This window comes from Kyrpidia sp. (assembly GCF_023512215.1).
Classification (GTDB): domain Bacteria; phylum Bacillota; class Bacilli; order Kyrpidiales; family Kyrpidiaceae; genus Kyrpidia; species Kyrpidia spormannii.
The window spans coordinates 1-13,796 of record NZ_JAILZZ010000063.1 but is presented as its reverse complement, the minus strand read 5'-3'; the positions used below and the strand labels follow the sequence as shown (position 1 = coordinate 13,796).

The 13,796-nt window shown below is 56.2% G+C and carries 14 protein-coding genes and 1 pseudogene; 14 read left to right on the top strand and 1 reads right to left on the bottom strand.

What is annotated here, in order from left to right; translation table 11 throughout:
* Together K6T64_RS14950 and K6T64_RS14945 are read left to right on the top strand one after the other, a co-directional pair.
* The coding region (locus tag K6T64_RS14950; RefSeq protein WP_483306153.1) for a nucleoside/nucleotide kinase family protein at window positions 1-297 on the top strand (297 nt) is incomplete at its 5' end.
* A 51-nt stretch (window positions 298-348) separates the two neighbouring features.
* Entirely contained in the window at window positions 349-1,866 is a 1,518-nt protein-coding gene (locus K6T64_RS14945; RefSeq protein WP_288010870.1) for a PIG-L deacetylase family protein, read from the top strand.
* A gap of 100 nt (window positions 1,867-1,966) precedes the next feature.
* On the opposite strand, the gene yhfH is transcribed toward K6T64_RS14945, so the two are convergent.
* A complete protein-coding gene (gene yhfH, locus K6T64_RS14940) occupies window positions 1,967-2,104 on the bottom strand; it encodes a protein YhfH (protein ID WP_100668069.1) in 138 nt (45 codons plus the stop codon).
* Between the two features lie 958 nt (window positions 2,105-3,062).
* Here yhfH and K6T64_RS14935 point away from each other — a divergent pair.
* From K6T64_RS14935 to K6T64_RS14885, 12 genes and pseudogenes are all read left to right on the top strand, one after another.
* Complete coding sequence (locus K6T64_RS14935) at window positions 3,063-3,752, top strand: GntR family transcriptional regulator (protein WP_288010869.1); 690 nt, start codon at window positions 3,063-3,065, stop codon at window positions 3,750-3,752.
* A gap of 409 nt (window positions 3,753-4,161) precedes the next feature.
* On the top strand, window positions 4,162-4,635 hold the full coding sequence (locus tag K6T64_RS14930; RefSeq protein ID WP_288010868.1) for a flavin reductase family protein: 474 nt from the start codon (window positions 4,162-4,164) through the stop codon (window positions 4,633-4,635).
* A 168-nt stretch (window positions 4,636-4,803) separates the two neighbouring features.
* On the top strand, window positions 4,804-6,357 hold the full coding sequence (locus K6T64_RS14925) for a 4-hydroxyphenylacetate 3-hydroxylase family protein (protein WP_288010867.1): 1,554 nt from the start codon (window positions 4,804-4,806) through the stop codon (window positions 6,355-6,357).
* Window positions 6,358-6,400: 43 nt separating this feature from the next.
* Complete coding sequence (locus K6T64_RS14920) at window positions 6,401-7,306, top strand: catechol 2,3-dioxygenase (RefSeq protein ID WP_288010866.1); 906 nt, start codon at window positions 6,401-6,403, stop codon at window positions 7,304-7,306.
* 23 nt (window positions 7,307-7,329) lie between these two features.
* Window positions 7,330-7,614, top strand: coding sequence for a 2Fe-2S iron-sulfur cluster-binding protein (locus K6T64_RS16925; protein WP_353737828.1), 285 nt, complete (start codon window positions 7,330-7,332; stop codon window positions 7,612-7,614).
* 60 nt (window positions 7,615-7,674) lie between these two features.
* The gene (locus K6T64_RS14915) at window positions 7,675-9,111 is read left to right on the top strand and encodes an aldehyde dehydrogenase (RefSeq protein WP_288010865.1); all 1,437 of its coding nucleotides are present in this window, start codon (window positions 7,675-7,677) and stop codon (window positions 9,109-9,111) included.
* A 13-nt stretch (window positions 9,112-9,124) separates the two neighbouring features.
* Window positions 9,125-9,922, top strand: a complete 798-nt coding sequence (locus tag K6T64_RS14910; RefSeq protein ID WP_288010864.1) for a 2-keto-4-pentenoate hydratase — start codon at window positions 9,125-9,127, stop codon at window positions 9,920-9,922.
* The gene (locus tag K6T64_RS14905; RefSeq protein ID WP_288010863.1) at window positions 9,919-10,803 is read left to right on the top strand and encodes an acetaldehyde dehydrogenase (acetylating); all 885 of its coding nucleotides are present in this window, start codon (window positions 9,919-9,921) and stop codon (window positions 10,801-10,803) included. The genes K6T64_RS14910 and K6T64_RS14905 overlap by 4 nt, the downstream gene beginning before the upstream one ends.
* Before the next feature lie 12 nt (window positions 10,804-10,815).
* Window positions 10,816-11,871 (top strand): 4-hydroxy-2-oxovalerate aldolase, encoded by a 1,056-nt coding sequence (gene dmpG, locus K6T64_RS14900; RefSeq protein WP_288010862.1) that lies wholly within the window; start codon window positions 10,816-10,818, stop codon window positions 11,869-11,871.
* A gap of 14 nt (window positions 11,872-11,885) precedes the next feature.
* The gene (locus K6T64_RS14895; protein WP_198591995.1) at window positions 11,886-12,656 is read left to right on the top strand and encodes a 2-keto-4-pentenoate hydratase; all 771 of its coding nucleotides are present in this window, start codon (window positions 11,886-11,888) and stop codon (window positions 12,654-12,656) included.
* Window positions 12,657-12,733: 77 nt separating this feature from the next.
* The gene (locus K6T64_RS14890) at window positions 12,734-12,934 is read left to right on the top strand and encodes a 2-hydroxymuconate tautomerase (protein WP_100668060.1); all 201 of its coding nucleotides are present in this window, start codon (window positions 12,734-12,736) and stop codon (window positions 12,932-12,934) included.
* A 343-nt stretch (window positions 12,935-13,277) separates the two neighbouring features.
* Window positions 13,278-13,655, top strand: a pseudogene (locus K6T64_RS14885) (sigma-70 family RNA polymerase sigma factor); the annotation flags it as partial.
* Window positions 13,656-13,796: the final 141 nt, after the last annotated feature.

Sequence of the window (13,796 nt, the reverse complement as noted above, 5' to 3'; positions counted from 1 at the left end):
GTACTGGACGATAAACGGCTGCGGGATCTGATGGATATTAAGATCTATGTGGACACCGATCCCGACGTCCGGGTGATTCGGCGCATCTTACGGGATGTTCGTTATCGTGGACGAACCATTGAGGCGGTCATCCATCAGTATCTGACGGTGGTGCGCCCCATGCATCTGGAGTTTGTCGAGCCGACGAAGCGGTATGCCGATCTGATTATCCCAGAAGGCGGTCGGAATCAGGTGGCGGTGGACATTCTCGTCGCCAAGATTCGCTCCATGATCGGCAGGACCGATTCCCGGTGTTAATCGTGGGTCAGATGGGCGGCGGTATTCATCCTTGGGCCGGAGGAGTTGTCGGTGGCTTTGCGACTCGCGAGAGCCCGGCGGTGGGCGATGTTGGCCATCCTGGGGCTTGTTGTTCTGGCGTTGTTTGGATTTGGATTCATCTGGCTCACCCCTTATTGGATTGATCTCGTTCGTCCGGCACCCATGCCCCCCGCCGTAGACGAAAGGCATTTCGGTGATCGGGTTTTGTACATATCACCGCATCCGGACGATGAGTCCCTGGGCGGAGGAGGGCTGATCCAACGGCTGGTCGCCCAGGGAAAGCAGGTTTTTGTCGTCTTCATAACGGTGGGGGACGGATACCGGCGGGCTGCCGAAGAAGCGTTTCATGTATTCCCCGCCAGGCCCGCGGACCTGCGGCGCTTGGGAGCCCTTCGTCACGGCGAGGCTTTGGCGGCCCTCGGTCGGCTGGGGGTGCCCGCGGAGAATGTCGTATTCTTTGGCTTCCCGGACGGGGGCCTTTCGCCGATGTGGGAGGCTCATTGGTCTGACGATGACCCGGTCCGGGGACCCAATGGCGCCACCCGGGTGCCGTATCCTTTTGCCTATCAATCCGATCGACCGTACAGTGGCAGCGCGGCGGTGGCGGAATTGGAGGCGGTGTTGAAACAGTTTCAGCCCACGGATGTGATCTACCCAGATCCCTTTGATCAGCATCCGGACCACCTGGCAACCTCGGCGTTTGTGGTGTACACTCTCGCCAAGCTACAGCAGGATGTGAGGGAATGGACGTATCTCGTCCATCGGGGCGATTACCCGGTGCCCTGGACTTATGAGCCAAAATGGTTTTTGTTGCCGCCCGGCCCCTTGGTTGCCGTCGGGGTGCACTGGTTGGCTTTCCCCCTTCGCGGCGAGGAGGAGGCGGGCAAATATGCCGCCATCTCGCAGCACGTTTCTCAGGTGCGGACCATCGGCCCTTTTTTACGGGCTTTCGTGCGGCGTAATGACCTGTTCGGCCGAATCGACACGCCAGTTCTCCGATCTGTGGCGGGTTTTGACCCGATGGGGGCCGCCCGGTCCGGTGCGGCGGCAGGCGCGCCAAGGGAGCACACCTGGAGTTTCATTGGCTCTGGCGGATCCGGAAACCGGGCTGAACCAGCCCCCTTGGCGCCTTATACTGTGGTGCTCGATGCGGTGGGGGATACGCTTCAACGGGAGTGGGAGGGATCGGCAGATCTTCGGGCGGTGGCATCGGTGCGCAGCGGTGGTCGCTGGTACATCGGCATCCAGACCCGGAGGCGGATTGATTCGGCTGTTTCCTACGAGCTTCACCTGCGTCTCTTCCAAAAGATGGGGGTGAGGCGGGTCGATCTTGCTGTGCGGGGCGGGGTGCCCACGGTTCTGCCCGGATCTGCTCCGTCGGATGCGATTCCCCCCGGTGTCATGATTCGCGGAGACGTGTTGTGGCTTTCGTTTCCGGATGCGTGGCTCGCGGACACCGGAAGTTGGATGGTGGAGGTGCAGACCCGGGTGGCCGGCCACCAGGTGGACAGCTCTCCCTGGCGCATCATTCGTTTATCTCCCAAATGATTCTGCAGCTGTCCAAGAGTTCTCCAAAAAAAGTCGCCCGGCTGCACAAGGGGTGCCCGGGCGATGTTACGTTTCTCCGAGGTGATTGACCATAGATTTTTTATTCCTGGGCCTGCACTTCGTTGATGCAGTGCTCACACTCGGTGGCATAGGATTCGCATTGTTCTTCAAATTCTTTCCCACAGACGGTGCACTGTTTTTTTGGGATTTTCGTATAAAATTCCATCACCGCGATCATCGTGGTCCCCTCCGGTCGTTCTCTGTTGTTGACTGTAGTATAACACCGCCCGGGATATTCGTAAAGTGTAGTACAACAGAAAAACCCGCCCAAATCTGTGACGATTCTGTGGCAAAGAGGGGCCCGATGGCGGACTTTATGATGTTGTTCTACTGTGGAGAATGGGGAAAGGGGGCTGAGACGAATTTTGCTGCATAGGAACAATTGCCGCCCGGTTGTGGCGTTTCCCTCCGACCGTCTTTTGGCCCAGAGATAGGTTCAGGAATTTGCCAAGAGGTCTATCTTGACGGATGGCTCATGAAGAAGATGGATGATGTTCACATTCGGAAAGGAGAAGAGCAGTTGGATCTGAACTTGTCGGAGAAAGTCTGTTGGTGACGTGCGCCAGTCGAAGCGCGGGAGCAGCGACCGCGATGGAGTTCGTGGGCGGAGGGAACTCGCGTCATTTACTGCGCCCGGACCAAAAGCATCTCTCAAGGAGAAACGTTTGGACAGAACTGCACGAGAAGTCGAAAAACAAACACCGCTGCCATCCCCCTGGGCCCAGTGCCGAACCTGGAGAAATCGCCCGTGTTTCCGCCTCGCGTGCCACTTCGTTCGTCAAAGGAGCGTCGTGGTGTAATCGACGGGGGAGGGGAGATCCGGGGCGGAGGCAGTTTGTTTTATCCAGAAGACCGCCTGTCTCCGAGCCATTCCGAATTCCTGGCCGCGGGGCCGTGCGATGAGGCACTCGTATGCCGGATACCGCCCCTTCCTCCATACAAAGGTTTATGACGATCATATTGTAGGGCTGTGCGTTCTTCGATAGTATTATAAAAGTAACTCAGCGACGAAGCGGGAAGGATTCCGATCTTCTCCACGGAGTGCTTGCCGGAGATCGGTTTTTGTCAAAGTATCTCGCGAGAGCTTTCTGCCCGGCATGGGTTTGACCGACATCGGGAACGGGCGATTTTCTAAAGTGAGGGTAAACGAAGTGCGAATGCCGACAACGCGTACGGAATGGGTATATGAACAACTGAAAGAGGCGATGATGGCGGGGAAACTCCCCCCGGGGGAACGCCTCGTGGTGGATCAATTGGCGAAAGATCTTGGAACCAGTTCGATCCCGGTCCGGGAAGCCATTCGTCGACTGGAGGCGGAGGGCTGGGTGGAGAATACCCCCTTTGTCGGTGCAAGGGTGGCTCCTGTACGGGTTGAGGAATTTTCCGAGCTTTTTACGATTCGTCTAGCTCTGGAGCCCATTCTTGCCCGCACCGCCGTTCGCGGGGTGACCGATGAAGATATTGGCCGATTGGAGCAATTGGTCGACGGCATGGATGAAGCGATTGAACAGAACGATGCGGCCGAGTTCAGCCGTCTGAACTATGAGTTTCATCGTTCCCTTTATGAACTCTCTCCGTGGAAAGAACTGTTTCGTATCGTAATGGGCGTATGGGAACGCTGTGCACGCTCCCGATGGGTGTTTATTCATAACCCGGCGTCTATGCACACGTCTCAGCAAGAACACCGGGCCATGATCCAAGCGCTGCGGGATCGCGACGAAGATGCACTCGAACGGTTGACGAGGTTGCAAAAAGAAAGGTCCATGAGCGGCTATATGTCGTTTGTACAGGAGATGGCTCACCAGTCGGATGCCATCAAAACCTAGGTGTCGCTCCCCGTTCCCGTGATGGACCGCTGTTCGAATGTTTGTCCCGTTCGTTCCCGTCCCTTGCTTCGGTTTGGATCCGCCTAGCCCGGCGCCGGTCATCATCCAGATGATCGGTGTCGGGCTTTTTTGATGAGCGCGGGATTTCGGCTGCCCTCCCCGACAGTTTCCGCCACGGTCCGCCCTCATAGATGAACCTCTGCTTCGGTTTCTCTACAGGTATGCGTTACGAAAAATGAAGAAAAGAGCGGTAAACCGTAGAAATGAAAAGCGATCAAGAGATATTGAAAAAATATGATCTGTTAAGCCGGTTGAAAGTAAGCGATAGAAACAGAATAATAAGGGTTGTTCAATCATATATCATATATGATATATGATTGAACAGGGCCTGAGAATATGGGGGGAGACGATGGATACAAGGGAATTGCGGTACTGTTTTGGACGATTTGCCACGGGTGTGACGGTGGTTACATATGAGTTCGGCGGGGAACCTCACGGAATTACGGTCAACTCCTTCACGTCGGTGTCTTTGGAGCCGCCGTTGCTGTTGGTGTCCATCGCTCGACAGGCCAAAGCTTGCAGTCGGCTGGACGGTGCCCCTTTTGTGGTCAATGTTCTTGCCTCCCACCAACGTGCGGTGGCGATGAATTTTGCGGGCAGACCCCAACAAGACGCTTCGTTTGCCTGGGAGAGGGGGGAGCGGGCTCCGAGGTTGTCCCCGGTTCTTGCATGGATGGAGTGTGTTCCATGGCGCAGGTACGATGGGGGGGACCACGTTCTGTACGTCGGGGAGATCGTGGGGTTCGATTATTGCGAGGATTCACCGTTAATCTTTTTCACCGGGAATTTTGGGATTCCAGCTGCCGCCGGAAAGAGGGGGTAAGGTGTGCGGCCAGGGGCGCCGCCGCAGCAAAAACGGAGACGTTGTGGAGGGGGAGCTCGTCGCGATGTCCGGAATTCCGGGTGGAGGTGATGGCAGAAAGGCACAAAACCAAAAAACTGATGGGATAGGGGAAGAAAGACACTCGGATATGGAAGGGGAAATGATCCAATGGCAGTTCATGCAACTTTGAGTCGCCCCATGACCGGACAGGAGTATCTGGAGAGTCTGCGCGACGGCCGGGAAGTTTGGATTTATGGAGAACGCGTCAAGGATGTAACCACCCATCCCGCGTTCCGCAACTCGGCAAGAATGCTCGCGCGGATGTATGATGTCCTTCATGATCCCAAGTATCAGGATGTCCTTCTGACCGACACCGACACGGGCAACGGAGGAAAGACGCACCCGTTTTTCAAAGCTCCCAAAAGTGCCCAGGATCTGGTTGCGGCCCGGGATGCCATTATGGCTTGGCAACGAATCAGCTATGGATGGATGGGACGCAGTCCGGACTATAAGGCGAGTTTTCTGGGGACTTTGGGCGCTAATTCCGAATTCTACAAACCATTTGACGAGAATGCGAAAGCGTGGTACAAGCGCGCCCAGGAACAGGTACTGTTTCTGAACCATGCGATCGTGAATCCTCCGGTAGACCGAAACAAGCCTCCACATGAAGTGGGCGACGTGTTTATGCACGTGACAAAAGAAACGGATGGCGGCATATACGTCAGCGGCGCCAAAGTGGTGGCAACCGGATCCGCTCTGACCCACGCAAACTTTATGGCACCTTATGGAACACTGCCGGTTCAGAAAGAAGAGTTTGCCCTGACGGTTATCGTTCCCATGGACACCCCGGGAGTGAAGTTGTTGTGCCGTCCCTCGTACGAGTACACAGCCGCCGTGATGGGCAGTCCCTTCGATTATCCGTTGTCGAGCCGTTTGGACGAGAATGATGCCGTGCTGGTTTTCGACAATGTTTTCGTCCCATGGGAAAACGTGTTCATTTATCGCGACGTGGAGAAAGCGAACCAGTTTGTTCCGATGTCGGGGTTTGTCCCGCGCTTTACGTTCCACGGCTGTACTCGACTTGTCGTAAAACTCGAACTCATTGCCGGGTTGCTCATGAAGGCGCTTGAGTCAACCGGAGCAAAAGATTTTCGCGGTGTGCAGGCCCGGCTGGGCGAGGTGATCGCCTGGAGACACCTGTTTTACTCGATTACCGAGGCCATGGCCCACGCTCCCGTTCCCTGGATTGGAGAATATGTCAATCCGGACGTTCGCCATGGACAAGCCTATCGCGTCTTTGCCCCCATGGCCTATCCCCGTATCAAAGAGATTGTCGAAACGGATGTGGCCAGTGCCTTGGTATACATGAATTCCAATGCGGTGGATTTCAAAACCCCCGAGATTCGTCCTTATCTGGACAAGTATCTGCGGGGATCAAACGGGCATGACGCCGTTTCCAAGATGAAGGTGATGAAAGCGCTCTGGGATGCCGTGGGAAGCGAATTCGGTAGTCGTCATGAGCTTTATGAGCGAAACTATGCCGGAAATTACGAGAACATTCGCTTGGAAACCTTGCTGTTTGCCCAATCTATGCAGGATGTGGACCAATATGTCGGACTCGCCGAGACGATGATGGGTGAGTACGATTTGGATGGCTGGACGGTGGAGGACCTCATCAATCCGGACGATGTAAACATTCATCGTAAGAAATTGAAGAAATAGGAATATTAACAAATCTGTGGACATATCGAAAGGAGAGATCATTATGGGTGTCATGCGCCTCGGAAGAGTCGAGGTACGGGTCACCGACTTGAAACAAAGCATCGACTATTATAGCAATGTCATTGGATTGCAATTGATGGCTCAAGAGAACGGAAGGGCTTATTTCAAAGCTTGGGACGAGGACGATCATCACAGCCTGATTCTGGTGGAGGCGGATCATCCCGGACTGGTGCACGTGGGCTTCAAGGTGCGCAGGGAAGAAGAATTGGATCGCTTTGAGAAAGCGTTGGAAGAGTACGGAGTGCGCGTGGGCCGGGTGTCGAAAGGAGAACGACTGGCGGAAGGGCAGGCGATTCGATTCACCCTTCCGACCGGTCAAGTTATGGAATTATACCATGAAATTGAACGTCCAGGCAACGGTTTAAAACTGAACCCGGATCCTTATCCCGCGAATTTAAAGGGCATTGCCCCGCCGCATCTGGATCATCTGTTGATTTCCGGCGACGATGTCAAAGGAACCACCGATCTTTTGATGAACGTATTGGATTTTCATATGAGCGAGCAAGTCATCCTGCAAGAAGAATTAACGGCCACATTTCTGTTTCGCACCAACACCACCCACGATATCGCGGTGATCAAGGGGCCGGACGCCAAGCTGCACCATTTCGCCTTTGCCTTGAACAGTTGGGATGATGTTTTGAGAGCCGGTGACTGGCTGGCCCGAAATAATATCGCCCATGATGAAGGCCCAACCCGCCACGGGGTAACCCGGGGCCTGACGATCTATTTCTTCGATCCGTCCGGGAACCGCAATGAGGTGTTCTCCGGCGGGTATGCACCCGGGCCCGACTTTATTCCGGTTACGTGGACGGAAGAACGGTTTTTCACCAGAGGAATTTTTTATCACCGAGGGGAAAGCAACGAGCGGTTCAGCACGGTGTTCACTTGATCCTGACAGGGTTGGGGTGCGGGATGAAACCCAGGTATCGTGTGATGGTGTCCGATCAGCAAACGGAGTACACGTGCCGACAGGATGAGAACCTATTGTCCGAGGCTTTGAATCAGGGTATCCGTGCGATCAAGCGCGGTTGCCTCGGAGGCGGATGCGGTTTCTGCAAGGTGCGTGTCGAAAGCGGCCGATATGAACTTGGAAAATGTTCTGTGACGGTGCTCACCCCCGAAGAGAAAGAGCGCGGATATGTCCTGGCGTGCCGAACCAAGCCGTTGTCGGATTTGATGATACGTATCGAGAAATAGATTTCCGTCTTCCGGGACAAAGTCCCGGAAGACGGAAAAAAAGAACGAGGGATGAGAGGAATGGAAGTGTTACGCCACTTTATCGACGGAGAGTTTGTCGAGTCCAAAGACGGCAGGCGATTTCAAAACATCAATCCAGCCACGGAGGAAGTCATTGCCGAGGTGGCGGAAGGAGGGAGAGATGAGATCGACCGTGCGGTGTCCGCCGCGCGGAGAGCTTTTAAAGAATGGGGGCGCACGCCGGTGGCCCGACGTTCGGAGATCCTGCATCGGATTGCCGATCTGATCAAGGAAAGGGCGGAGGAGCTCGCGAGGCTCGAGACCCTGGATACCGGTAAGCCCCTTCAACTTTCCAGGACTCTGGATATACCCCGAGCGGCGTATAACTTCCGGTTTTTCGCGGATTTTGTCAAAGGCCTCGGCACCGAAGCGTTTCAGATGGACGATGTGGCGCTCAACTATGCGTTGCGCAGGCCGGTCGGGGTGGCCGGCTTAATTTCTCCTTGGAATGCCCCTTTGTTTTTGTTGACATGGAAAGTGGCACCATGTTTGGCGGCGGGCAACACGTGTGTGATCAAGCCGGCGGAGTTGACGCCCACGACCGCGACCAGATTGGCGGAGATCTGTCAGGAGGCGGGATTGCCCGACGGAGTGCTCAATGTGGTGCACGGATTTGGGCCCGATGCGGCTGGATCGGCACTGACCGAACACCCGAATGTGGACTTGGTTTCTCTGACAGGGGAAACCGCTACGGGAAAGGCGGTGATGCGTGCGGCCGCTTCCAATCTCAAAAAATTGTCCTTTGAACTGGGGGGGAAAAACCCCAACATCATCTTCGCCGACGCGGACCTGGAGGATGTGGTGGAAACGACGATCCGCTCAAGTTTTGCCAATCAGGGGGAACTGTGTTTGTGCGGGTCGCGGGTATACGTGGAGCGTCCTCTCTATGATGAGTTCCTGCGGCGCATGACGGATCGAATCGCCTCCTTGACCGTGGGAGATCCCATGGATACGGGGACGGATGTGGGGGCATTAATCAGCCAAGAACACCTCCTGCGCGTGGAAGGGTTTATCGAGCGGGCCGTCGAGGACGGGGGGCGAATTCTCATTGGCGGTGGCCGGCCGGCTCATCTGAAACGCGGGTATTACCTGGAGCCCACTGTGATCGTGGACGTGGATCGCTATTGTGAGATTGTCCGCCACGAAGTTTTTGGGCCGGTCATCACGGTTCAACCCTTCGATTCCGAGGAAGAAGTGATCGAACAAACGAACGACACCGATTATGGGCTGTCCGCGACGATTTGGACAACGAATCTCAAACGGGCCCATCGGGTGGCCGCCCAGATCGAGGCGGGAGTCATCTGGATCAATACTTGGTTTTTGCGGGATCTCCGAACACCTTTCGGTGGAATGAAGCAAAGCGGGATCGGCAGGGAGGGCGGAGTACACAGTTTTGAATTCTTTACGGAATTGACCAATGTGTGTGTAAAGCTGTGAGGAGGACAAAAGGGTGCACCCGGAGAGAGTAGAAAAATGGGCAAAAAGGCTGCTGTTGGCAGAACAGGATCGCTCCCCGATCCCACCGCTGACCGAACAGGAACCCGGGGTCACCGTTGAAGAAGCGTATCAGATTCAACTGGCGCTTATTCATCGTAAGCTTGCCGCGGGAGATGGGATCGTCGGGCACAAAATCGGCCTCACCAGCCGTCCCATGCAGGAAATGATGGGGGTCAGGGAGCCGGATTACGGTCACCTGCTGAAGTCGATGCAATATCCCTCGGGAGTGCCGGTGAAGCACCCGCTCCTGCAGCCGCGGGTTGAGGCCGAGATTGCCTTTGTCTTGAAAAAAGAACTAAAGGGGCCCGGTCTTGGCCTCCATGACGTGCTGCAGGCGACAGAGTATGTGGTGCCCGCTATCGAAATTGTCGACAGCCGCATCGAGAACTGGCGGATTCGGCTTCCTGATACGGTGGCGGACAACGCTTCGTCGGGCTGTTTTGTCTTGGGAAACCGGCCCACCCGGGTGACCGACGCGGGGTTGGAACGGGTGGGGATGGTTCTGTATGAAAACGGCGAAATGGTGCAGACGGGTACTGGTGCGGCGGTGCTGGGACACCCGGCGATGGGGGTTGCCTGGCTGGCCAACAAATTGGCGGAATTCGGAACGATTCTTCAGCCCGGACACGTGGTGTTGTCAGGTGCGATCAGTGCGGCGGTCACCGTGAAGGCGGGAGCGTGGTACACCGCGTCCTTTGGGCGACTGGGTTTCGTGGACACACAAGTTTTGACACGGGAGGCTGCTGAATGAAAAAGGCAACGGCTGCAATTGTCGGGTCGGGAAATATCGGCACAGACCTGATGTTCAAACTCATGCGCAGCAAATGGATCGAACCACGATGGATGATTGGAATCGACCCGGAATCGGAAGGGCTGAGGCGGGCCCATCAATTGGGTCTGGAGACGTCGGCGGACGGATTGAAAGCGGCGCTGCAGCGCGGGGTGCGGCCGGATCTCGTGTTTGATGCCACCAGCGCAAAAGCTCATGTCAGACATTCGAAGTGGTTGCGGGAAGCACAAATCCAGACGATTGATCTGACTCCGGCCGCCGTGGGACCGTATGTGATCGCGGCTGTGAACTTGGGGGAACACCTGGATGCCCCGAACGTGAACATGGTCACCTGCGGCGGTCAGGCCACGGTTCCGATGGTCCGAGCCGTGAGTCGTGTGGTCGGGGTGTCTTATGCGGAAATCGTGGCCACGGTGGCCAGCAAGAGCGCCGGGCCGGGAACGCGGCAGAACATTGACGAGTTTACCCAGACGACGGCGAGAGCGTTAGAGGTGATCGGGCAAGCCCGTAAAGGGAAAGCCATTGTCATTCTGAACCCGGCGGAGCCGCCGATTCTGATGCGCGACACGGTCTCTTGCCTGATTGATGAGACGGGAAGCCACATCCACGAGGCCATCGACCGGTCCATCCGGGAAATGGTGGCACATGTCCAGACCTTTGTTCCGGGGTATCGGTTGAACCGGGAGCCGATTTACCGCGACCGTGTGGTCAGCATTTCGATCGAGGTGGAAGGATTGGGTGATTTTCTGCCGGTGTATGCCGGAAACCTCGACATCATGACGGCGGCCGCCACCAAGGTGGGCGAAGAGTTTGCAAAAAACCGATCAATGGTGCAACGGTAAGGGGGACGAAAGGTGGAGAAACAAAAGATCCGGGTCACCGATGTGTCGCTCCGGGACGGTATGCATGCGGTGCGCCACCAGTTCAGTGTGGAGGACGCGCGGGTCATTGCCGAAGCTTTGGATCGCACGGGGGTGACGATCATTGAAGCGAGCCATGGTGATGGTTTGGGAGGCAGTTCGATCCAGTATGGATTTTCGAAGGAAACCGAAGAGGACTACCTGCGGGCGGTGTGCGGGGCGGTCCGGCGGAGCAAGGTCGCGGCATTGCTCGTGCCGGGGATCGGCACCGTCGAAGATATGAAGAGGGCGGTGGATTGGGGGATCCGGGTCATCCGGGTGGCGACCCACTGCACCGAGGCGGATGTGTCGGAGCAGCACATTGGCGAGGCGCGAAAACTGGGATTGGAAACGGTCGGTTTCTTGATGATGGCCCACAGCGTCGCCGCGTCCGTTTTGGTCGAGGAAGCCAAAAAAATGGCTTCGTACGGCGCTCAAACGGTCTATGTGGTCGACTCGGCCGGGGCCATGCTCATGGATGAGGTGCGCGAAAAAGTGTCGGCCTTGCGGGAAGCTCTGGATGCGGATGTGGAAGTCGGATTCCATGCCCACAATAATTTGGGAGTATCGGTGGCCAACTCCCTGGCCGCGGTGGAGGCGGGCGCGACGAGGATCGACGCCAGCCTGGCCGGGCTGGGAGCCGGGGCGGGGAATACGCCGTTGGAGTTGCTGGCGGCCGTCGCGGAGAAAGCCGGAATCGAGACCGGAATCAATCTTTATGTGGCTATGGATGCGGCGGAAGATATTGTCCGTCCGCGGATGATCCGTCCCGTGCAAACGGATCGGGCCAGCATCACCATGGGCTACGCGGGTGTGTATTCCAGCTTCTTGTTGCACGCGTTTAAGGCTGCGGAAGAGTTCAATGTGGATGCTAGGGATATTCTGGTGGAACTGGGGAAACGGAAGGTTGTGGGCGGTCAGGAAGATATGATTGTGGATGTGGCGGCGGAATTGGCAGAACGTGCGACCCCAAGGGTGGGAGCCGGAGGATTGCAAGAAAGTCGGATGTAGGGGGGACGAAGTGGGTGGATTTATCGCAATTGGCCAGGCGGGTGATGGAACATCAGTTGTCGGGACGTCCGATGAAAAAGCTGACCGCGGAATATCCTGACCTAACGGTGGAGGATGCGTATCGCATTCAGGCGCTCTGTGTGGAAGCGGCGGAGGCCCGGGGAGATCGTCCGACCGGGTGGAAGATGGGGTTGACCAGCCGGGCGAAACAGATTTCGGTGGGAGTCGATGAACCGGTTTACGGACGGCTGATGGCGTCCATGGAATTGAGAAAGCCGCGTCTGTCCCTTGCCGGCCTGATTCATCCACGGGTAGAACCTGAATTTGCCTTTATTCTCAAGCACGACTTGGGAGGACCGCATGTGACGGCCCGGGATGTGTGGGCCGCTACAGAGTGCGTCATGCCGGCTTTGGAAGTGATCGACAGCCGATACGAAAATTTTTCGTTTACTTTGGAGGACGGAGTGGCCGACAATGCGTCCTCGGCAAAATTCTACGTGGGTGAGCAAGTGTACCTCCCGTACGGGATTCGCCTCGACGAGGTGGGGGTCACGGTGCGCAAGAATGGAGAGGCCGTGGTGACCGGAGCGGGGGCGGCGGTACTGGGCCACCCGGTGCGGTCGGTGATTCTGTTGGCGCAGATGCTGTCCCGCGTCGGGAAAATCATTGAAGCCGGAGCGGTGGTGTTGACCGGGGGTATCACCGAGGCCGTGCCGGTGAAGGCGGGAGATTGGATACAAGTCATCTTTGACGGGATGGGAATCATTGAACTTGCCGTAGACTGAAATGCCGCATCTTGCCCTTCCTGGTCGATGGCCGGAAGGGGGAGGCAAGGGTCGGGACTGCGAAAGGGGTTGAGAATGTGCCGTTGATTCAAATACACATACTGGAAGGTCGGTCGCCGGCCATTAAAAAGCGGCTGATCGAGGAGGTCACTGAAGCCGTCCATCGAAGTTTGGGGGGATCCCGGGAGGCGATTCGAATCGCCATTTATGAAATTGCGGAAGAGCACTGGGCCGTGGGTGGAGTTACGATGAAAGAACGGCGCTTGTCCAATTCTTGAATCTGCTGGGAAAATACCGCAACGGGACGGTGTATCTTGGTATTTAGGTGCACAAGGGGGGAATCCCCCTTTTTTCATGCCCACGCTATATCCGCAAACGAGAACCTCTCGTGGTATTCCACGGGCAAACGCGGTATCTTGAGCTCGATGCGTCCGAGGCCTGAGCATCTGGTTCCACCATGAAGGTCATGCGCCATTGGATCACCTCGACGTTTCTTTGGTCGGGATCATTTTTCGAAGTCATCTCAGTCGCCTCTTACAGGTACGGGGCCGGACAGGGTCACCCCCCTGCTCGCCCCGCATATACATAAACCGGAGCCTTTTCGCGCCGGGTTCCTAGGGGATGGGAGGTGGTCCAGTGGCCGGATTGACGGCGCTGTTGGCCCTGGTGGTGCGGGAGATTGCCCTGTTCGTCTCCTATATCAAGAACAGTGCGTTTCCCCATCCACTGTCTGAAGAGGAAGAAGAACAATACCTAAAACAGATGGCCGAGGGAGACGAACGGGCGCGCAACCTGCTGATCGAGCACAATTTGCGGCTTGTGGCCCATATAATCAAGAAATTCGAAAACACCGGCGAGGACACCGAAGATTTGATTTCCATCGGCACAATCGGGCTGATCAAAGCCATTGAAAGTTTTCAACCCCACAAGGGGACAAAATTGGCCACTTATGCTGCCCGCTGCATCGAAAACGAGATCCTCATGAAAATTGGTAGTGTCCCGTCAAGTGGTGTAGTTTTGGCTTGAGATTTCCCAAAAATGAAAGGGAAAGTGGGTTTCATGATTTAGACCCAGCCAAACATACCGCCGGGCCAGGCTGGCCCTTAAAACTTTTGCGGTCCTAGGAAGGTCCCATGTCGG